General features: G+C 42.4%; 22 protein-coding genes. 18 read left to right on the top strand and 4 right to left on the bottom strand.

What is annotated here, in order from left to right:
- The first annotated feature begins 27 nt into the window (after window positions 1–27).
- From yqiS to GPS65_RS15130, 8 genes are read left to right on the top strand one after another with little or no spacing between them, the layout of a single operon-like run.
- Window positions 28–1,005 (top strand): phosphate butyryltransferase, encoded by a 978-nt coding sequence (yqiS, locus tag GPS65_RS15165; RefSeq protein ID WP_225970030.1) that lies wholly within the window; start codon window positions 28–30, stop codon window positions 1,003–1,005.
- 25 nt (window positions 1,006–1,030) lie between these two features.
- A complete protein-coding gene (gene bcd / locus GPS65_RS15160) occupies window positions 1,031–2,125 on the top strand; it encodes a branched-chain amino acid dehydrogenase (RefSeq protein ID WP_012010513.1) in 1,095 nt (364 codons plus the stop codon).
- A gap of 33 nt (window positions 2,126–2,158) precedes the next feature.
- Window positions 2,159–3,280 (top strand): butyrate kinase, encoded by a 1,122-nt coding sequence (buk, locus tag GPS65_RS15155; protein ID WP_012010512.1) that lies wholly within the window; start codon window positions 2,159–2,161, stop codon window positions 3,278–3,280.
- On the top strand, window positions 3,270–4,694 hold the full coding sequence (lpdA, locus tag GPS65_RS15150) for a dihydrolipoyl dehydrogenase (protein WP_012010511.1): 1,425 nt from the start codon (window positions 3,270–3,272) through the stop codon (window positions 4,692–4,694). Before buk ends, lpdA begins: the two co-directional genes overlap by 11 nt.
- A 17-nt stretch (window positions 4,695–4,711) precedes the next feature.
- Window positions 4,712–5,704 carry a thiamine pyrophosphate-dependent dehydrogenase E1 component subunit alpha gene (locus tag GPS65_RS15145; protein ID WP_012010510.1) on the top strand — a complete coding sequence of 331 codons (993 nt, stop codon included), beginning with the start codon at window positions 4,712–4,714 and terminating at the stop codon, window positions 5,702–5,704.
- Between the two features lie 12 nt (window positions 5,705–5,716).
- The gene (locus tag GPS65_RS15140; RefSeq protein WP_003215848.1) at window positions 5,717–6,700 is read left to right on the top strand and encodes an alpha-ketoacid dehydrogenase subunit beta; all 984 of its coding nucleotides are present in this window, start codon (window positions 5,717–5,719) and stop codon (window positions 6,698–6,700) included.
- Between the two features lie 18 nt (window positions 6,701–6,718).
- The gene (locus tag GPS65_RS15135; protein ID WP_144468976.1) at window positions 6,719–7,975 is read left to right on the top strand and encodes a dihydrolipoamide acetyltransferase family protein; all 1,257 of its coding nucleotides are present in this window, start codon (window positions 6,719–6,721) and stop codon (window positions 7,973–7,975) included.
- A gap of 43 nt (window positions 7,976–8,018) precedes the next feature.
- Window positions 8,019–8,333 carry a YesK-like family protein gene (locus tag GPS65_RS15130; protein WP_225970029.1) on the top strand — a complete coding sequence of 105 codons (315 nt, stop codon included), beginning with the start codon at window positions 8,019–8,021 and terminating at the stop codon, window positions 8,331–8,333.
- Between the two features lie 15 nt (window positions 8,334–8,348).
- Here the strand turns inward: GPS65_RS15130 and GPS65_RS15125 are convergent, their stop codons facing one another.
- Complete coding sequence (locus tag GPS65_RS15125) at window positions 8,349–9,242, bottom strand: YegS/Rv2252/BmrU family lipid kinase (RefSeq protein ID WP_012010507.1); 894 nt, start codon at window positions 9,240–9,242, stop codon at window positions 8,349–8,351.
- Window positions 9,243–9,412: 170 nt separating this feature from the next.
- On the opposite strand from GPS65_RS15125, the gene GPS65_RS15120 reads away from it, so the two are divergent.
- The 6 genes from GPS65_RS15120 (at window position 9,413) to GPS65_RS15095 (ending at window position 13,945) form a co-directional block, all read left to right on the top strand.
- On the top strand, window positions 9,413–9,850 hold the full coding sequence (locus GPS65_RS15120; RefSeq protein ID WP_012010506.1) for a BrxA/BrxB family bacilliredoxin: 438 nt from the start codon (window positions 9,413–9,415) through the stop codon (window positions 9,848–9,850).
- 195 nt (window positions 9,851–10,045) lie between these two features.
- Window positions 10,046–10,810: a transporter substrate-binding domain-containing protein gene (locus GPS65_RS15115; RefSeq protein WP_012010505.1), complete on the top strand. Its 765-nt coding sequence runs from the start codon at window positions 10,046–10,048 to the stop codon at window positions 10,808–10,810.
- 126 nt (window positions 10,811–10,936) lie between these two features.
- Window positions 10,937–11,593, top strand: a complete 657-nt coding sequence (locus tag GPS65_RS15110) for an arginine ABC transporter permease ArtQ (protein WP_041815705.1) — start codon at window positions 10,937–10,939, stop codon at window positions 11,591–11,593.
- Window positions 11,586–12,308: an arginine ABC transporter ATP-binding protein ArtM gene (locus GPS65_RS15105; protein ID WP_003215712.1), complete on the top strand. Its 723-nt coding sequence runs from the start codon at window positions 11,586–11,588 to the stop codon at window positions 12,306–12,308. Before GPS65_RS15110 ends, GPS65_RS15105 begins: the two co-directional genes overlap by 8 nt.
- 121 nt (window positions 12,309–12,429) lie before the next feature.
- Window positions 12,430–13,383, top strand: coding sequence for an aromatic acid exporter family protein (locus tag GPS65_RS15100; RefSeq protein WP_012010503.1), 954 nt, complete (start codon window positions 12,430–12,432; stop codon window positions 13,381–13,383).
- Window positions 13,384–13,435: 52 nt separating this feature from the next.
- Complete coding sequence (locus GPS65_RS15095) at window positions 13,436–13,945, top strand: L,D-transpeptidase (protein WP_012010502.1); 510 nt, start codon at window positions 13,436–13,438, stop codon at window positions 13,943–13,945.
- 38 nt (window positions 13,946–13,983) lie between these two features.
- On the opposite strand, the gene prli42 is transcribed toward GPS65_RS15095, so the two are convergent.
- Window positions 13,984–14,076 carry a stressosome-associated protein Prli42 gene (gene prli42 / locus GPS65_RS15090; protein ID WP_017357951.1) on the bottom strand — a complete coding sequence of 31 codons (93 nt, stop codon included), beginning with the start codon at window positions 14,074–14,076 and terminating at the stop codon, window positions 13,984–13,986.
- Between the two features lie 102 nt (window positions 14,077–14,178).
- Between prli42 and mce the strand changes: the two genes are divergently transcribed.
- From mce to GPS65_RS15070, 4 genes are read left to right on the top strand one after another with little or no spacing between them, the layout of a single operon-like run.
- Window positions 14,179–14,601 carry a methylmalonyl-CoA epimerase gene (gene mce / locus GPS65_RS15085; protein ID WP_012010500.1) on the top strand — a complete coding sequence of 141 codons (423 nt, stop codon included), beginning with the start codon at window positions 14,179–14,181 and terminating at the stop codon, window positions 14,599–14,601.
- On the top strand, window positions 14,588–16,057 hold the full coding sequence (locus GPS65_RS15080; RefSeq protein ID WP_012010499.1) for an acyl-CoA carboxylase subunit beta: 1,470 nt from the start codon (window positions 14,588–14,590) through the stop codon (window positions 16,055–16,057). Before mce ends, GPS65_RS15080 begins: the two co-directional genes overlap by 14 nt.
- Before the next feature lie 16 nt (window positions 16,058–16,073).
- The gene (locus tag GPS65_RS15075; RefSeq protein ID WP_012010498.1) at window positions 16,074–17,195 is read left to right on the top strand and encodes a M20/M25/M40 family metallo-hydrolase; all 1,122 of its coding nucleotides are present in this window, start codon (window positions 16,074–16,076) and stop codon (window positions 17,193–17,195) included.
- A gap of 14 nt (window positions 17,196–17,209) precedes the next feature.
- On the top strand, window positions 17,210–17,674 hold the full coding sequence (locus tag GPS65_RS15070) for a chemotaxis protein CheW (protein ID WP_012010497.1): 465 nt from the start codon (window positions 17,210–17,212) through the stop codon (window positions 17,672–17,674).
- A gap of 240 nt (window positions 17,675–17,914) precedes the next feature.
- On the opposite strand, the gene GPS65_RS15065 is transcribed toward GPS65_RS15070, so the two are convergent.
- Window positions 17,915–18,733, bottom strand: coding sequence for a membrane protein insertase YidC (locus GPS65_RS15065; protein ID WP_012010496.1), 819 nt, complete (start codon window positions 18,731–18,733; stop codon window positions 17,915–17,917).
- Between the two features lie 27 nt (window positions 18,734–18,760).
- Complete coding sequence (locus GPS65_RS15060; protein ID WP_012010495.1) at window positions 18,761–19,042, bottom strand: hypothetical protein; 282 nt, start codon at window positions 19,040–19,042, stop codon at window positions 18,761–18,763.
- Window positions 19,043–19,115: the final 73 nt, after the last annotated feature.

Here is a 19,115-nt window from a genome sequence, read left to right as displayed (position 1 = left end):
CAAAAAGTTGCGCGTATTTCATGCGAAATGACTAATTTCGCTGCGTTTCAAGCTGGCATAGAACTTGCATATAAAAACCATGAACCCGAGCATAAGGAAAGGTGGGCATATATGAAGCTTGACGATCTGATTATGAAAGCTGCCCAGCTGCAGAATAAAACTGCTGCTGTGGCTCATGCAGAAGACGAAGAAGTGCTTCATGCCATCAAGATGGCAATTGAACGCAAAGTCGCTCGCTTCCTGCTGGTTGGGAACAAACGCAACCTGAAGGAGCTGGTGAAACAGCATGAGATCAATGAAGACTGGATAGATATTATTCATTCGGATTCTCCTGAAGAATCAGCCAAAATTGCCGTGCAGGCAGTGAGTGAGAAGCATGCAGATATATTGATGAAGGGGCATGTCACGACAGCCGTTCTTTTAAAAGCGGTACTGAATAAAGAGTACGGGCTGCGGACAGCGAGTGTTCTATCACATGTCGCGGCATTTGAAGTGCCGGGCTTTGATCGGTTTATTTATGTCACAGATTCTGCGATGAACATCGCGCCTGATCTAAACATGTTCAAAGAGATTACGATCAATGCTGTTCAAGTAGCGCAAGCTGTCGGAAACGACATGCCAAAGGTTGCTGTTTTATCTGCGGTAGAGGTTGTGAACCCAGCAATGGATTCCACATTGACAGCGGCAAGCCTGGCGCAAATGAATAAGCGAGGGCAAATTTCTGGCTGCCTCATTGACGGACCACTTGCTTTAGACAATGCCATTTCTCAAACAGCCGCTTCTCATAAAAATATTACGAGTGATGTCGCCGGTCATGCAGATATTTTGCTTGTGCCAACGATTGAAGCAGGGAACATTCTTTATAAATCTCTCATCTACTTTGCACATGCAAAGGTTGGGGCTGTGGTGGCAGGAGCGAAGGCGCCGATTGCTTTAACAAGCCGGTCGGATACAGCCGAAAGTAAGCTTTATTCAATTGCGCTTGCCATCTGTACATCAAATTAAGCGAAAGTCATAGGAGGAATAAACAATGGAACTTTTTAAATATATGGAACGATACGATTATGAGCAGCTTGTATTTTGTCAGGATGAACAATCTGGCTTAAAAGCGATTATTGCCATTCATGATACAACACTTGGGCCAGCACTAGGCGGGACAAGAATGTGGACGTATGAAAACGAAGAAGCAGCGATCGAAGATGCGCTTCGTCTAGCAAGAGGGATGACTTATAAAAACGCAGCAGCAGGCCTGAATCTTGGCGGCGGGAAAACAGTTATCATCGGTGACCCAAGAAAAGATAAAAATGAAGAAATGTTCCGTGCGTTTGGACGCTACATACAAGGATTAAATGGCCGCTATATCACAGCAGAGGATGTCGGTACAACGGTTGAAGACATGGATCTGATTCATGAAGAAACAAACTTTGTGACAGGTATATCTCCTGCATTTGGTTCATCTGGAAATCCGTCTCCTGTTACGGCTTACGGTGTATATAAAGGGATGAAAGCTGCTGCCAAAGCTGCATTCGGTACCGATTCATTAGAAGGAAAAACGATTGCAGTCCAAGGTGTTGGGAATGTCGCGTACAATTTGTGTAAACATCTGCACGAAGAAGGTGCGCAGCTAATTGTCACAGATATCAACAAAGACTCTGTAAAACGAGCTGTAGAAGACTTTGGCGCAAAAGCAGTAGACCCTGACGATATTTATGATCAAGCATGTGATATCTATGCACCTTGTGCACTTGGTGCAACGATTAATGATGTAACGATTCCTAAGCTGAAAGCAAAGGTTATCGCAGGTGCAGCGAATAACCAGCTGAGAGAAACGCATCACGGCGATCTGATTCATGAAATGGGCATTGTGTATGCACCTGATTATGTAATCAATGCAGGCGGCGTCATTAACGTTGCTGATGAACTGTATGGCTATAATGCAGATCGTGCGATGAAAAAGGTAGAAGGTATTTATCAAAACATTGAACGCGTCATTGAAATTTCAAACCGTGATGCCATTCCAACTTATAAAGCGGCAGACCGATTGGCGGAGGAGCGAATTGAAAGAATGCGCAAATCAAGAAGTCAATTCCTGCAAAATGGCCAACATATTTTAAGTCGTCGCTAATTTGAAGAATGAGTTGAAACGGAGGTTTTCTTTTTGCTGACAAAAGAATGGCGTATTCTCACAATTAATCCTGGCTCTACTTCAACAAAAATCGGTGTGTTTCACAATGAACGATCTATTTTTGAAACGACACTGAGACATACAGATGAGGAATTAAAGCAATTCCCTCATATTATTGATCAGTTTTCATTTCGTAAAGAAACCATCCTGAAGACGCTGCATGAACAAGGGATGAACATCTCAAAGTTTGATGCAGTTTGTGCGCGCGGCGGTCTTCTTCGTCCGATTGAAGGTGGGACATATGAAGTCAATGAGCAAATGGTGCAAGACCTAAAAGAAGGATATGCTGGCCAGCATGCATCTAATCTGGGCGGTATCATCGCACGAGAAATTGCACTTGGCTTGAACATCCCAGCTTTTATTGTCGATCCAGTTGTAGTGGATGAGCTAAAACCAATTGCTCGTATTTCAGGTCTGCCAACGATTGAAAGAAAAAGCATCTTCCATGCATTAAATCAAAAAGCAGTCGCAAGAAAAACAGCTGCATCTTTTGGGAAGCGCTACGAAGATTTGAACATGATTATTACACATATGGGCGGCGGCATCACGATTGGTGTCCATGAAAAAGGGAAAGTCATTGACGTCAATAACGGACTGCATGGCGAAGGCCCTTTCAGCCCGGAGCGAGCGGGGACCTTGCCAACTGGTGACCTTGTCAACCTTTGCTTTTCTGGTGAGTATAGTCAAGAGGAAATGCTGAAGCGCATTATTGGTGAAGGTGGTCTTGCGGGCTACCTTGGTACGACAGATGCTGTGAAAGTAGAGCGGATGATTGAAGCAGGCGATGAACGAGCAGCGCTGATTTATGAGGCGATGTGCTATCAAATTGCCAAGGAAATCGGTGCGGCTAGTGCTGTCTTAAAAGGCGCAGTTGACGTCATTGTTCTAACAGGCGGACTTGCGTATAGCAAACAAATTACATCAAGTATTAGAGGTCACATTGACTGGATTTCAGATGTAGTCGTGTATCCAGGTGAAAATGAACTGCAATCCTTAGCAGAAGGTGCACTTCGTATTTTAAAAGAAGAAGAATCTCCGAAAGAATACCCAAATGATCAACAGATGAAGAAAGGAGTGACAAGTCATGGCAACTGAATACGACCTCGTCATTCTTGGTGGAGGCACAGGCGGCTATGTAGCGGCCATTCGTGCCTCACAGCTTGGATTGAAAACAGCAATTGTAGAAAAAGAAAAGCTTGGCGGAACGTGTCTCCATAAAGGATGCATTCCGTCTAAGGCGCTGCTTAGAAGTGCTGAAGTTTATCAAACCGTCAAACGTGCTGCTGATTTTGGCGTTGAGGCAAATGGCATTGCCTTGCAGTTTGCCAATGTGCAGAAAAGAAAAGCAGAGATTGTAGAGAAACTAGCAGGCGGCGTTAAACATTTAATGAAACAAGGGAAAATTGATGTTTATGAAGGGATCGGCCGCATTCTTGGTCCATCTATCTTTTCACCAATGCCAGGAACCATCTCCGTAGAAATGGCAAATGGAGATGAAAATGAAATGCTCATTCCAAAGCAGGTCATCATTGCGACAGGTTCAAGACCACGTGTGCTGCCTGGGCTTGAAGCAGATGGGACGCACATACTTACATCAGATGATGCACTAGAACTGCCAGAGCTTCCGCAGTCGATGCTCATTGTCGGCGGCGGGGTGATCGGAATCGAGTGGGCTTCTATGCTCAATGATTTTGGTGTGAAGGTGACGGTGATTGAATTTGCAGATCGCATATTGCCGACAGAGGATCATGACATTTCTAAAGAAATGGAAAAGCTTTTATCTAAAAAAGGCATCACCTTTGTGACAAATGCGAAAGTACTGCCAGATACCGTCAAAAAGCAGGAGGACCTCGTGACGATTCAAGCAGAAAAGGATGGAGACATTCTGACGTTTGAAGCAGAAAAACTTCTTCTATCAGTCGGCAGAGTACCAAATATTGAAGGCATTGGTCTTGAAAACACAGACATCCAAACAGAAAAACAAGGCATTGTCGTGAATGAACATTATCAAACGAAAGAATCACATATTTATGCAATAGGAGATGTCATTGGCGGACTTCAGTTGGCACATGTGGCTTCACACGAAGGCATGATTGCTGTGGAGCATATGGCTGGTCAAAATCCAAAGCCGCTCGATGAAACGCTCGTTTCTAAATGTGTTTACTCTCACCCGGAAACCGCTAGTGTTGGACTCACTGAACAGGCGGCAAAAGAGCAAGGCTTCGAAGTCAAAATGGGGAAATTCCCATTCATGGCGATCGGAAAAGCACTTGTATACGGGGAGTCAGATGGATTTGTCAAAATCATTGCTGATCAAAAGACAGATGATATTTTAGGGATTCATATGATTGGTCCTCATGTCACAGATATGATATCAGAAGCTGGATTAGCCAAAGTACTTGATGCAACGCCGTGGGAAGTCGGGCAAACAATTCACCCGCACCCAACCTTATCAGAGGCGATTGGCGAGGCAGCCCTTGCTGTTGACGGGAAAGCGATCCATTTTTAATCAAGGAGGGAAATAAGATGAGTAACATGCGTCATCATGAATTAGGATTATCTGATGAACAAGCAATTGATATATACAGAACAATGCTTCTAGCAAGAAAAATTGATGAACGGATGTGGCTTTTAAACCGTTCAGGTAAAATTCCATTCGTTATATCTTGTCAAGGGCAGGAAGCGCAGCAAGTTGGTGCTGCTTTCGCTCTCAATAGAGAAGAGGATTACGTCTTACCTTACTACCGTGATATGGGGGTTGTCCTTGCATTTGGAATGACAGCAAAAGATTTAATGATGTCAGGTTTTGCAAAACAAGACGATCCAAACTCAGGTGGCAGACAGATGCCAGGACATTTTGGACAGAAATCCAATCGAATTGTGACAGGATCTTCACCTGTTACAACGCAGGTTCCTCATGCAGTGGGAATCGCACTTGCTGGACGGCTAGATCAGAAAAACTTTGTCAGCTTTGTCACGTTCGGTGAAGGCTCTTCAAACCAAGGTGATTTCCACGAAGGGGCTAACTTCGCTGCTGTGCATAAGCTGCCTGTTATTTTCATGTGTGAAAACAATAAGTATGCAATTTCCGTGCCGTACGACAAACAAGTAGCTTGTGAACGCATTTCAGATCGTGCGATTGGGTACGGAATGCCTGGCGTAACCGTTGATGGCAATGATCCGCTTGAAGTATATGCCGCTGTCAAAGAAGCGAGAGACCGTGCGGCAAGAGGCGAAGGACCAACGTTGATTGAAACGATCTCTTACCGTTTAACTGCGCATTCAAGTGATGACGATGATTCAAGCTATCGAGAAAAAGAAGAAGTGCTCGAAGCGAGAAAGAAAGATCCGCTCATCAAATATGAAACGTATTTAACCGAAGGAAACGTCATGACTTCAGAAATGAAAGAAGAGATGACAAAAGAAATCATGCAAATCGTAAACGAAGCCACTGATGAAGCGGAAAACGCTGCTTATGCTGATGCTGAAAGCGCACTTCGTTACGTGTATGCGGAGTAAGGGGGAAGAAAAATGCCTGTTATGTCATATATAGACGCCATTACACTGGCAATGAAAGAAGAAATGGAGCGAGATCCGAAAGTGTTTGTGCTCGGAGAGGATGTCGGGAAAAAGGGCGGTGTATTTAAAGCGACAGCGGGTCTCTATGAGCAATTCGGAGAAGCGCGCGTCATGGATACACCTCTTGCAGAATCAGCCATTGCTGGAGTTGGGATTGGGGCAGCGATGTATGGAATGCGCCCAATTGCTGAGATGCAATTTGCGGATTTTATCATGCCTGCCATTAACCAAATCATTTCAGAGGCGGCGAAAATTAGATACCGCTCAAATAACGATTGGAGCTGTCCGATGGTCATCCGCGCACCTTATGGGGGCGGAGTTCACGGGGCGCTTTATCATTCACAATCAGTTGAAGCGATTTTTGCCAACCAGCCTGGTTTGAAGATTGTCATGCCTTCTACGCCTTATGATGTAAAAGGTCTTTTAAAAGCTGCGGTACGAGATCCAGATCCTGTATTGTTCTTTGAACACAAACGTGCCTACCGTCTCATTAAAGGAGAAGTACCTGAAGAGGATTACACACTTCCTATTGGAAAAGCAGATGTGAAACGTGAAGGCGATGATATCACGGTCATTACATATGGCCTCTGCGTCCATTTTGCGCTGCAAGCAGCAGACCGCCTTGCGAAAGATGGCATTTCTGCGCATATTCTCGATTTGAGAACAGTGTACCCGCTTGATCAGGAAGCCATTATTGAAGCGGCATCAAAAACAGGCAAAGTGCTTCTTCTAACGGAAGATACAAAAGAGGGCAGCATCATGAGTGAGGTAGCGGCGATCATATCAGAGCATTGCTTATTTGATTTAGACGCACCAATCAAACGTCTAGCCGGACCAGAAATCCCAGCAATGCCTTATGCACCGACAATGGAAAAATTCTTTATGGTCAACCCAGATAAGGTAGAAGCTGAAATGAGAGAGCTAGCGGCGTTTTAAGAAAGAGGAGGGTTTCAAGTGGCAACTGAACAAATGAAAATGCCTCAGTTAGGTGAAAGTGTAACAGAAGGAACCATCAGCAAATGGCTCGTTTCACCTGGCGATCATGTGAATAAATACGATCCAATTGCAGAAGTCATGACGGATAAAGTGAACGCAGAAGTCCCGTCATCTTTTACAGGAACCATTACAAAGCTATCAGCTGAAGAAGGCGATACACTTCAAGTAGGAGAAGTGTTCTGTGAAATTGAAGTGGAAGGCAGCTCACAGCAAAGTGCAGAAGAAGAAGCGGCACCTGAGCAAAGTGAAGCACCTGAAGCAGATCAAACAAAAGAGGATCAAAGTCAAAAGAAACGCTACTCTCCAGCGGTCCTTCGTTTAGCAGATGAGCACAGCATTGATTTAGCGGCAGTGCAAGGAACGGGAGCAGGTGGGAGAATCACAAGAAAAGATTTACTTCAGCTGATTGAAAGCGGCGGCATGCAAGAGAAGGCAGCACCTGTGAATGAACAGGCAATCAAGCCAGAGCCTGTGCAGTCATCAAAGCCAAAAGCGGCGCCTTCCATCTCTACAATGCCTGGTGATAATGAACTGCCAGTCACGCCAATCAGGCAGGCGATTGCGGCAAATATGCTGAGAAGCAAACATGAAATTCCGCATGCATGGACAATGATGGAAGTTGATGTGACAAACCTTGTGACTAGAAGAAATCAGCTCAAGGACCAATTTAAAGCAAAAGAAGGCTTTAATTTGACGTTCTTTGCGTTCTTTGTCAAAGCAGTGGCACAGAGCTTAAAGGAATTCCCAGAAATGAACAGCATGTGGGCTGGAGATAAAATTGTGCAAAAGAAAGCGATCAATGTCTCGATTGCTGTTGCAACTGATGACGCTCTTTTTGTTCCAGTCATTAAGGATGCAGATGAAAAAACGATTAAAGGCATCGCCAAGGAAATTCATGAGCTTGCTTCCAAGGTGAGACAAGGTACGCTGAAGCAAAGTGACATGGAAGGCGGCACCTTTACTGTAAACAACACGGGATCATTTGGTTCTGTACAATCTATGGGAATCATTAATTATCCGCAAGCGGCGATTTTACAAGTAGAATCGATCGTGAAGCGTCCGGTGATTGTAAATGGTATGATTGCAGCGAGAGACATGGTTAACCTTTGTCTCTCATTAGACCACAGAGTTCTCGATGGTCTTGTATGCGGCAGATTCCTTCAACGGATTAAACAAATTCTTGAAGGCATTGACGAGCAGACATCTGTTTACTAAAACAAGAATGTCCCCCTCCCGCTATGGAGAGGGGGATTTCCCCATGATGAGAAGGAGCGATGATATGTCTGGACTAGACTTTTTTGCATTTTTAACGATTGGACTCATGTTTATCACAGCAATTGCGTTCGCATTTCTTCGATATATTTCTAAATCACGCAATCATCCTGAAAGATTACTACTGATCATATCAATCGTTTCGATTATTCAAGTTTTGTATTGCTTGCTGCTTGTCGGTGGATTTAAAGGAGCAGCGAATAGCCTTTTAGGAATTTCTCTTCTTATCGGAACGCTGCTCGGATATGCACTTGAATATTTATACAGACGCTATATCAAAAAAAAGCCCGAAAAAGAATGATCTCGGGCGTTTTCTTTATTCTGTTGGAACAATAAAGGTCAAATGCTGTTTTAACACTTCTAAAGAAGCAGGAGCTGTCATGTACACTTCGCCATCTGTATCAGCATCCATTTCCTCTTTTGTGTGGATCTGAATACTGGATGCTTGAATGAGAGAAAGGTCGCCGGTGAAATCTTCCAGCTCTTCCCGGTTCATAGAAAAGATCTCTTTTAGAGCAGAGAAGCTCGTATTTCTGCAAATTAAGATTTCTGCTTTCCCATCATCAATTGCTGCACTAGGCAAATCAATTTTATTTGTCCCGATAAAATGTCCATTCATGACAAGAACGATGACAGCTTCTTCTTCCCAGCTTTCCTCCTCTGTTTCGACTCGTACGTGAAAGGGCTCTGTTTGCTGCAAGGTGCGCAGGGCACTTGTGAAGTAGCTGATTTTGCCGAGTACCGCTTTTTCCTTGTCATTAATATTGTTGGACGTGTCTGCAATGAGCCCGATTCCCCAAAAGTTTAACAAGTATCGATCTTCTGCCTTGATTAAGTCGACCTTTTTTTCTACGCCATCTATTATCATTTGAGCGGCTTTTTGTATTTGTTGCGGGATACCAAGGGTTCTAGAAAAGTCATTGCATGTCCCGCCTGGTAAAATCGCTACAGCCGGCCTTTCTTCTAACCCGCCGATGCCATTCATACATTCATGCACGGTTCCATCTCCGCCTAATATGATCAGCAATTCTATTGTCTCATCAATTGTACGACAGAATTGATAAGCATCATTTGGCTGCTTTGTTGGTTTAAGAATGAGTTCATCAATATGTAGAGAAAGAAGAGGTACTGTTTGACCGAGAACTTTTTCCATGTTTTTTTGTCCAGCATTTCCATTATAAATGAGCATCGCTTTTTTGAATTGTGCCATCACGCAGTTCTCCCTTACATCTCTTTATCATCACTTTTCCCCAATTTCGCGGCGTATAAACGATGTTCAGAAAAAGTGGGGAATGAAAAGACAACACATTTGCTCGTAGGCGTTTTCCTTGATATGATGTTGTTAAAATGGTTTTGGCATGCTAAAGGAGTGGACGGACAATGAATATTGATTTTAATTTATTTATGAATGATATTGTGAAACAAGCGAGAGAAGAGATCAAACAGGCTGGCTATACTGAGCTTACATCATCTGAAGAAGTAGATGAAGCACTGTCTAAAAAAGGCACGGCACTTGTGATGGTGAATTCGGTATGCGGATGTGCTGGCGGTATTGCAAGACCAGCTGCAGGCTATTCTGTTCATTACGATAAGCGACCAGATCAATTGCTGACTGTGTTTGCTGGACAAGACAAAGAGGCAACAGCAAGAGCCCGTGAATACTTTGAAGGCTTCCCGCCATCTTCACCATCCTTTGCATTGTTAAAAGATGGAAAGATCATTAAAATGGTCGAACGCCATGAAATTGAAGGACACGAGCCAATGGAAGTCGTGTCAAAGCTCCAAGCTGCGTTCGATGAGCATTGCGAAGAAATGTAACGTGTGACGTTTGAATGATGACATATAAAGCAGTCCGGTCTTTAGATCGGTCTGCTTTTTGTTTTATAAGACCATTGAATCAAAATAATTTTAGCAAAATACTATTGCATCTTAAAAAGAAAGTGTTTAAAATACATTATAGTGAATAAATATTCAAAACAATACATGATTTTAAATACTAGGAGGCATTATCTTATGAAAAAGTGGTTATTATTACTTATGACAGCTGGTCTTGCAGCTGCACTCGCAGCTTGTGGAACTTCTTCTAATAATTCAAACGCATCAGGAGATGACAAAACACTCGTTATGGCGACATCAGCAGATTATCCGCCATTTGAATCAAAAGACGGAGATAAAATTGTCGGTTTTGATGTTGATCTTGCAACAGCACTAGCGAAAAAGAACGGCTACAAGCTAGAAATTCAAGATATGGATTTTGCAAGTCTTGTATCAGCGCTTAAAACAAATAAAGCTGATATTGTCCTTGCAGGCATGACTCCTACAGAAAAACGTAAAAAACAATTAGATTTCTCTGATGTTTATTACAATGCTAAAAACTTAGTTGTCTCAAAGAAATCTAGCGGAATGAAAACAGAGAAAGACTTAAAAGATAAAACAGTCGGCGTTCAATTAGGTTCGATCCAGCAGGATGAAGCAAACGGTTTGCAAAAGAAATATAACTTAAAAGTGGAAGACCGCAATAAAATCTCTGATATCATTCAAGAAATCAAAGCAGGTCGTTTTGATGCAGCCATTATTGAAGATAAAGTAGCTGCTGGTTATTTGAAAAAAGAAAAAGATTTCCAAGCCTTTGGATTGAATAGTTCAAACGAAGGTTCAGCTATTGCATTCAAGAAAAATAGCGACTTAACAGCTAAATTTAATAAATCATTAAAAGAAATGCAAGACAATGGCGAACTTGATAAATTAATTAAAAAATGGTTTGCTGATGAAAAATAAGTCAGGAAAAGGATCAGCGTCATTTGCGAAAATTCAGTAGAAAGCGCTGAAAAGTTCAACTCATGTTGAACTTTTTTCCTGTTTTATTTTTTGATTTTGTATGAAGGCATAAAAAAGGAGACTGTCATGTTAGATTTTAAAGATGTAATACCTCAGATGCCCTTTATTTTAGAAGGGCTTAAGGTCACACTTTCTATTGTAGTGGTATCACTTTTTCTTGGATTTATCTTAGGAATTTTATTAACGCTTTGCAAAATTAGCGTATTTAAGCCGCTCATTTGGCTTGCAGATTTTTATACGTCCATCTTCCGAGGCACACCGCTTGTGCTTCAATTGCTCATTATTTATTTTGGCCTGCCTCAGCTTCTCGGGTTTCAAATCGATCAATACTGGGCTGCTGTAGCCGCATTTACACTAAACTCTGCGGCATACGTATCTGAAATTATTCGTGCTGGTATTAATGCCATTGATAAAGGTCAAAAAGAAGCAGCCGTTGCTTTAGGTATTCCTTATGCTAAAATGATGAAGGACTTATTGCTTCCGCAAGCATTTAAAAATATTTCACCTGCACTTGTGAACGAAACGATTACACTGACAAAAGAATCAGCTATTGTGACAGTCATTGGATTAGGCGATGTCATGAGACGAGCCTATCAAGCAGGTGCCGTCACGTATAATTATCTTGAACCGCTTATTTTTGCCGGTCTCATTTATTATGTCATCGTGCTTGTTCTCACCTTTGTCGGCAAATCGGTGGAAAGGAAGTTAAAATCAAATGATTAACATAGAGAAACTAACAAAATCTTTTGGTAAAAATGAAGTATTAAAAGGGATCGACACCACTATTAAAGAAGGGGAAGTTGTCGCAGTCATTGGACCATCTGGTTCAGGGAAATCGACGTTTCTTCGCTGCATCAACTTGCTTGAAAAGCCGACTTCTGGTGTTATTACGATTCAGGATACTGAAATCACAAACCCAAAAACCAATGCACTCAAAGTGCGTGAGAACATCGGAATGGTATTTCAACATTTTCACCTATTCCCGCATAAAACAGTGCTGGAGAATATCACATATGCGCCAATGAATGTGAAGAATCAATCGAAGGAAGACAGCATCAAACAAGCTGAAGATCTACTGAAAAAAGTAGGCCTTTTAGAGAAAAAAGATGATTTTCCGAACCGCTTGTCAGGTGGTCAAAAGCAGCGTGTTGCAATTGCACGTGCGCTTGCAATGACACCAGACATCATGCTGTTTGACGAACCAACTTCTGCCTTAGATCCAGAAATGGTCAAGGAAGTACTAGAGGTCATGAAAGAGCTGGCTCAATCTGGAATGACACTTGTGATCGTCACTCATGAAATGGGCTTTGCAAAAGAAGTGGCTGACCGCGTGATCTTTATGGATGATGGGAAAATTGTAGAGGATGCAAACCCTGTGCAATTCTTTGAATCACCGTCGTCACAGCGCGCAAAAGACTTCTTACAAAAAATATTATAAAGAAATAAGAGAAGGAGACTTAACATCTCCTTCTTTTTTTGATTATAATGGGGAAAGTAAAAAAAGTTCATCATTTCACAATAAGTGAATAGAAACAAGACAGAAAAGAGTGACTCACATCATGTTTAAAATCGGCTACCGAACGCTGAAAACAGCATTAGGAACAGCGATCGCCATTTATATTGCGCAACTACTTGGTCTTCAAAATTATTCCGCTGCCGGGATTATTACGATCCTGTGTATTCAGGTGACAAAGAAACGGTCTCTTCTCGCATCAGGCGCCCGTTTTGCCGCATGCAGTCTTGCCATTTTATTTTCTTATTTATTTTTCGATCTGATTGGGTATCATCCTTTTGTGATTGGTCTGATGCTGCTTATCTTTATTCCGACAACCGTATTGCTCCGCATTAAAGAAGGGATTGTCACAAGTTCAGTCATCATCCTCCATTTATACATGTCCGGCGGGATTACCCTTCACCTTATCTGGAATGAGCTACTACTCATTACGATTGGTGTTGGTGTGGCGCTAATCATGAACCTGTATATGCCAAGTGTCGATAAAAAGCTCAAACGCTACAGCGAACAGATTGAAGCCAATTTCGCAAAAATCTTTGAGGAAATCGAACAATATTTAATCACCGGGAAACAAGACTGGACAGGCAAAGAAATACCAGAGACACATCAATTGATCAAAGAAGCGAAAGCTCTTGCATATCGTGATGTTGAGAACCATGTCTTAAGACATGAAAACCTGTATTATCATTATTTCAATATGAGGCAAAAGCAATTCGAAATCATCGAGCGTGTACTTCCGAAGATTACGTCCATTTCCATTACAACAGAACATGGACAAATCATTGCAGAATACATTAGAGACTTACGCGAACATATTCACCCAGGGAACACGGCTCATAAGTTCTTAAGACGCCTCATTGATATGAAAGAAGAGTTTGATAAGCTACCGCTGCCGCAAACAAGAGAAGAGTTTGAGGCAAGAGCTGCACTGTTTCATTTCCTCGGAGAAATGGAACAATATTTAGTGCTGAAAAGCTATTTTAAAGGGATGAAAGAATAGAGACGCATGAGTTTCTCCTTCATTGGTCAATCTAATGAAAAAGGAGGAGCCTATGCGTCTTTTATTTTATACCGTATTGACTATGTCCCTTTCACCTATCTGGCCGCTCGGACAAAACCCGCTTCCAGGAGACCCATATGTCATTATTAATAAACAAACAAATGAACTTGCCTATATTGATCAAGGTCAAATCCAAAAAATATATCCAGCTTCAACAGGGAAAACGACAGATTTAACGCCAGAAGGGGAATTTACCATTATGATCAAAGCGAAAGATCCGTATTACAGAAAAAAGAATATCGAAGGCGGTGCGAAGAATAACCCTCTTGGCAGAAGATGGATTGGATTTGATGCACGAGGAACAGATGGCAGAACATACGGAATTCATGGGACGAGTGATGAAACATCGATAGGGAAATTTATTACGGCAGGCTGTGTGAGACTTCATAATCAAGATGTAGAGCTTCTATTTGACCAGCTTCCGGTTGGAACAAAAGTATGGATTACAACATCGACCGATTCATTTGAAAAGCTTGCCAAAGACAAACAGGCCATTCGTTGATTGAACGAATCACCTGCTTGTCTGCTTTTATTAAAACCTTATAAAAAGGCTGCTGCTCCTGCTAAAAGTGAAGAAATGAGCAGCAGGCTAATCATGAGCAATACCATGAACTTCATGAATTTCTGAGACATATCGCACCCCTGTAATCGAAGATTTTTTGCGACGAACGCACCTTTCTTTATTTTAGCTCGTTTTTTCAAATGCCACAAGTGATCAACAAAGGAAGTGAACGGATGAATCAAATCGACCATATTGCCATTGCGGTCTTTTCTATAAAAAACACATCTTGCATTCTCCAACAGCTGTTTAACTGGCATTTTTCAGACGTACAAGAGATTCCCGAGCAGGAGATTAAAGCGTCCTTCGCGTCACTTGATCATGTGCACATTGAATTAATTGAACCGATGTCCGTTAGCAGCAAACTACATACTTTTTTAACAAAAAGAGGAGAGGGCCTCCATCATATTGCGTTAAAGTCAGGTGACATACAGGCGGACCTAAATCATCTTGATCATCTTGGCGTGGAGCTTCTTCAACAATCAGCACAGATAGGCGCATGCGGGAAGCAAATTGCATTTATTTCACCAAAAGAAACGTCCGGTGTGTTATTCGAATTGTGCGAGCACTTAAAAGGAGAGGAACATGGCAATGAATGAATCGTTCAATGACTTGGCGAAATGGCGTGAAAAAGCATTCATGGGCGGTGGCGAGAAACGTGCAGCTGCGCACCGGAACAAAGGTAAACTATCGGTTCGTGAGCGGCTGCATGAACTTCTTGACGGAGGCAGTTTCATGGAAATTCAAGCATTTGCAACAGGCTGCATGTCAGAACATGTCGGTGATGGTGTCGTCACTGGAACTGGACTCATTCATGGAAGGCCGGTATGTGTTTATGCACAAGATGCAACCGTGCATGGGGGTTCTTTAGGCGAAATACATGCCAAAAAAATTGTTTCTTTAATGGATCTAGCAGCTAAAAATCAGATACCGATCATCGGTCTGAAAGACTCAGGTGGTGCGAGAATTCAAGAGGGTGTGGTATCATTAGAAGGATACGGACAGATTTTTAAACGAAATGTGCTGTATTCTGGTCAAATCCCGCAAATATCCGTTATTTTAGGATCTTGTGCTGGAGGAGCAGTCTATTCTCCTGCCTTGACTGATTTTGTGTTCATGACAGAGCAGACAGCTCACATGTTTTTAACAGGTCCGAAAGTCATAGAAAAGGCAACAGGAGAAACAGTCTGTCCTGACCGTCTTGGCGGTGCAAGTGTTCAGCACCAGACAAGCGGGAATGTGCACTATACGGGGAAAGATGAGAAAGACGTGTTAAAAGCAGTTCGAACACTTTTAACGTACATACCAACGAAACAACAGACTGTCACGGATGCCGAAACGAGTAAGCGAGACGCAGATGATCCAGGCAACATCCTGCCGAAGAATCCATCACGCACCTATGATGTCAAACAAGTGGTGACAGCCATCATCGATTCAGACTCATTCTTTGAAACGCAGCCTTGTTTCTCAAAAAATATCGTTACAGGATTTGCCAGATTACAAGGGGCTTCAATTGGTGTAGTAGCCAATCAGCCTAAGGTGCTGGCAGGTAGCCTTGACCTTGATGCTGCTGATAAAGCGGCTAGGTTTATTCGATTTTGCGATGCGTTTCACATTCCGATCTTAACGCTTGTAGACGTCCCTGGTTTTTTACCAGGTGAGAAAGCCGAACATGCGGGAATTATCCGTCACGGTGCAAAGCTTTTATATGCGTACGCTGAAGCGACCGTTCCAAAAATCACCGTGATTTTAAGAAAGGCGTTTGGCGGTGCGTATGTCGCAATGAATAGTAAAGGTTTAGGCGCTGATTTTGTCTATGCATGGCCAGCGGCAGAAATTGATGTCATGGGGAAAACTTTTGCAGACGAAATCGTTCATCCTGCTTCGCGTGAGGTTGAGACGGAGCCAAGTGTATTAAAAGCGGCTCAGGCAGGGCTGATAGACGATATTTTCATGCCGTCTGAAACGAGAGAGCGATTAATTCGCTCATTTGATTTGCTTCGCAGGAAGGAAGAAGATAGACCGTTAAAAAAGCATGGCAACATGCCGCTATAAGAGGAGGAGCATCATCATGATCAATGAAAAACGTTTACTAGACGAATTTTTAGAACTAGTTCAGATTGATTCGGAAACAAAACACGAAGAGAAAATTGTGGAAGTCTTAAAAGAAAAATTCTCGCAGCTTGGACTAAAAGTGGTGGAAGACGACTCAAAAGCAAAAACAGGCCACGGTGCAGGCAACCTGATCTGTACACTGGAAGGCACTCAAGAGGCTGATACCATCTATTTCACTTCTCATATGGACACAGTGGTTCCAGGTAATGGCGTAAAGCCAGTCATTGAAGACGGCTATGTGAAAACAGATGGAACAACCATTCTTGGTGCTGACGATAAAACAGGACTTGCCGCAATGTTTGAAGCAATCCGTGTACTGAAAGAGAAGAATGTACCACATGGAACGATTGAATTTGTCATCACAGCTGGTGAGGAATCAGGACTTGTCGGAGCAAAAGCGTTAGATCCGAAGTTGATGACAGCCGCATATGGCTATGCTCTTGATTCAGATGGCAAGGTGGGAACCATTATCGTTGCAGCGCCAACACAGGCGAAAGTACGCGCAACGATTTACGGGAAAACAGCTCACGCAGGTGTCGCGCCTGAAAAAGGTGTGTCTGCAATTACCATTGCATCAAAAGCCATTGCTAGTATGCCGCTTGGCCGAATTGATGAAGAAACAACGGCGAATATCGGTCGTTTTGAAGGCGGAACGCAAACGAATATTGTGTGTGATCAAGTCGATATCCTTGCTGAAGCACGCTCTTTAGAACCTGCAAAAATGGAAGCGCAAGTAGCGAAGATGAAAGAATCCTTTGAAAAAACCGCTAAAGAAATGGGCGGAAGTGCCGATGTACACATTGACATCATGTATCCAGGCTTCAAATTCTCTCACGGCGATCAAGTCGTAGAAGTGGCAAAAAAAGCGGCTGCGAAAATTGGCCGTCCATCAGAACTACAGACGAGTGGCGGAGGCAGTGATGCAAACGTCATTGCAGGAAACGGCGTCCCAACTGTCAACCTAGCTGTTGGATATGAAGATATTCATACGAAAAATGAGAAAATGCCGATTGAAGAATTAGTCAAAACAGCTGAAATGGTTCTCGCCATTATCGAAGAAACGACAAATCCATCGTAAAGGCAGGAGACTCTGTGAGTACGCAAAAGATCATTATTTTCCAAGTGGGGCAAGAGGATTTTGGCATCAGTGTAGAACATATTCGTTCGATTGAGAAGGTCCCTTATTTACAAGAAGTATCGAACCTTCCAAAAGAAATAAAAGGACTCATGTCTTTAAGAGGAGAGGTCATACCTGTCAGTGACACAGGCGTGATGCTTCACGGAAAGCCTCTTGATGTGAACGAACAGTCCAAAGTGTTGCTATTTGAATTAAATGAACAAATGGTAGGCTGTCTTGTCTCAGGTGCAAAAGATATTATTGATATCGAGCTAAGTGAGATCAAGCCATTTCATATGAACACAAAAGCCTCTGAATATTTCTTCGGCGTTGTAGAGAGAGAAAACAAGATGATTTTACAAGTGGACCCGAATAAGTTCCTTGGGAGAATTGAGGATCTCGATCAATTGCCAGCGAGATTAAAAGAAGAATTGGCATAAAGAAAATCCCCTTATCAAATGATAAGGGGATTCAGCGTGTAGACAAACCCTTGCATTCGGTGTCAGGTCTGCGCTTCGGTGCTCACGAATGTTAAATTCGCTCCGCTCCGATGCTCGTCCTTCCTAGACTTCAAAGGTTTTCTATCACACTGAAAAGAAGACAAAGTGCTAAAATAAAGATCATTTTAGCACTTTGTCCACAATCTATAACCCCCTTATCAAATGATAAGGGGGTTATTTTTATTCAGCAGCTGGGCTCGCTTGGTCGTTTGTCTCAGCTTTTGATTTTGATTTTTGGTACATGACATTCAAAATAATCGTTTGGACTGTGAGTAATAATCCACTTGTCATCCAGTATAAAGGAAGGGCAGCGGGTGCATTGATTGAAATAAACAGCATCATGATTGGGAAAATCATACCCATTACTTTTGCTTGTTTTAGCGCAGCCTCTGTCTGGGTGCCTGATTGCTTCGCAAATCTTTGCGTAACATAAAATTGCAAGAAATACATAGCGCCTGCGAAGATCGCGACCAATAGATCGGTTTGTCCTAAGTTAAACCATAGGAACGAATGTGTTGCAATCTCAGGTGTAGAGCGGATCGCTGAGTAAAAGCCAAGAACAATTGGAATTTGAATTAGCATAGGCAGACAGCCCATTGCTAGTGGGTTCACATTGTTCTCTTTGTATACTTTCATCATTTCCATTTGTAGTTCTTTTTGTTTTTCAGGTTCTTTCGTTTTCTTCAATTTGCTTTGAATGTCGTCAATTTGAGGTTTCACCAGTGCCATCTTCTCCTGCATCACTCTTTGCTTTTTAAATTGGTTCGCAAAAAGAGGGAAAATCAGCAGACGGACGATCAAAGTCACGAACATAATCGATAAACCATAATCATCATGGAAGAAGTTCGCAAGCCAAATAATCAGCTCCGAAAAAGGCTGGACAAAATAATGATGGAAAAACCCATCAGAGCTCGCATTCGTTTGCCCACTTGCTGCAAAAGCAGGTGAGGCAATCATCATTAAACATAAAGTCGTACAAATCGTTAATAAACGTTTCAATTCGTTTCCTCCTCATTTTTAAAAAAATTAATTAGAGAGAGGAAGCAAATGGTCTTCATCATCGTTTGATGATCGTTTCATTCGAATGACTTTACTAATCCAAGTTGTAATGCGATCATATATGATAAACAGAAAGTCTGTTCGATTCAATAAAGATGCGTCCAACTCTTCCAAACGATGTCCACCGAGGTGTTCGTTCATACGACAGTCTTTTAATAAAAAAGCAATGCCGATGGCCGTCAGCGCTGGAAGAATAATCGTAAAGAATTCAACAAGGAAAAAGACTTCATTGAATGTATCAATAATCATGATTATCACATCCATTTCATTACTCACAGTGTACTATACACATTGTGAAATGTCTAACAGGACCACGTGTTTT

The sequence above is a fragment of the Bacillus pumilus genome (assembly GCF_009937765.1).
GTDB classification, from domain to species: Bacteria; Bacillota; Bacilli; order Bacillales; family Bacillaceae; genus Bacillus; species Bacillus pumilus_O.
The sequence above is the reverse complement of the archived record's forward strand: the minus strand, read 5'-3'. Positions and strand labels throughout refer to the sequence as shown.

Coding starts and splice junctions, on each gene's coding strand:
- yqiS (WP_225970030.1), top strand. CDS start 28: ATGACTAATTTCGCTGCGTTTCAAGCTGGCATAGAACTTGCATATAAA.
- bcd (WP_012010513.1), top strand. CDS start 1,031: ATGGAACTTTTTAAATATATGGAACGATACGATTATGAGCAGCTTGTA.
- lpdA (WP_012010511.1), top strand. CDS start 3,270: ATGGCAACTGAATACGACCTCGTCATTCTTGGTGGAGGCACAGGCGGC.
- GPS65_RS15145 (WP_012010510.1), top strand. CDS start 4,712: ATGAGTAACATGCGTCATCATGAATTAGGATTATCTGATGAACAAGCA.
- GPS65_RS15140 (WP_003215848.1), top strand. CDS start 5,717: ATGCCTGTTATGTCATATATAGACGCCATTACACTGGCAATGAAAGAA.
- GPS65_RS15130 (WP_225970029.1), top strand. CDS start 8,019: ATGATGAGAAGGAGCGATGATATGTCTGGACTAGACTTTTTTGCATTT.
- GPS65_RS15125 (WP_012010507.1), bottom strand. CDS start 9,242: ATGGCACAATTCAAAAAAGCGATGCTCATTTATAATGGAAATGCTGGA.
- GPS65_RS15120 (WP_012010506.1), top strand. CDS start 9,413: ATGAATATTGATTTTAATTTATTTATGAATGATATTGTGAAACAAGCG.
- GPS65_RS15115 (WP_012010505.1), top strand. CDS start 10,046: ATGAAAAAGTGGTTATTATTACTTATGACAGCTGGTCTTGCAGCTGCA.
- GPS65_RS15110 (WP_041815705.1), top strand. CDS start 10,937: ATGTTAGATTTTAAAGATGTAATACCTCAGATGCCCTTTATTTTAGAA.
- GPS65_RS15105 (WP_003215712.1), top strand. CDS start 11,586: ATGATTAACATAGAGAAACTAACAAAATCTTTTGGTAAAAATGAAGTA.
- GPS65_RS15100 (WP_012010503.1), top strand. CDS start 12,430: ATGTTTAAAATCGGCTACCGAACGCTGAAAACAGCATTAGGAACAGCG.
- GPS65_RS15095 (WP_012010502.1), top strand. CDS start 13,436: ATGCGTCTTTTATTTTATACCGTATTGACTATGTCCCTTTCACCTATC.
- prli42 (WP_017357951.1), bottom strand. CDS start 14,076: ATGTCTCAGAAATTCATGAAGTTCATGGTATTGCTCATGATTAGCCTG.
- mce (WP_012010500.1), top strand. CDS start 14,179: ATGAATCAAATCGACCATATTGCCATTGCGGTCTTTTCTATAAAAAAC.
- GPS65_RS15080 (WP_012010499.1), top strand. CDS start 14,588: ATGGCAATGAATGAATCGTTCAATGACTTGGCGAAATGGCGTGAAAAA.
- GPS65_RS15075 (WP_012010498.1), top strand. CDS start 16,074: ATGATCAATGAAAAACGTTTACTAGACGAATTTTTAGAACTAGTTCAG.
- GPS65_RS15060 (WP_012010495.1), bottom strand. CDS start 19,042: ATGATTATTGATACATTCAATGAAGTCTTTTTCCTTGTTGAATTCTTT.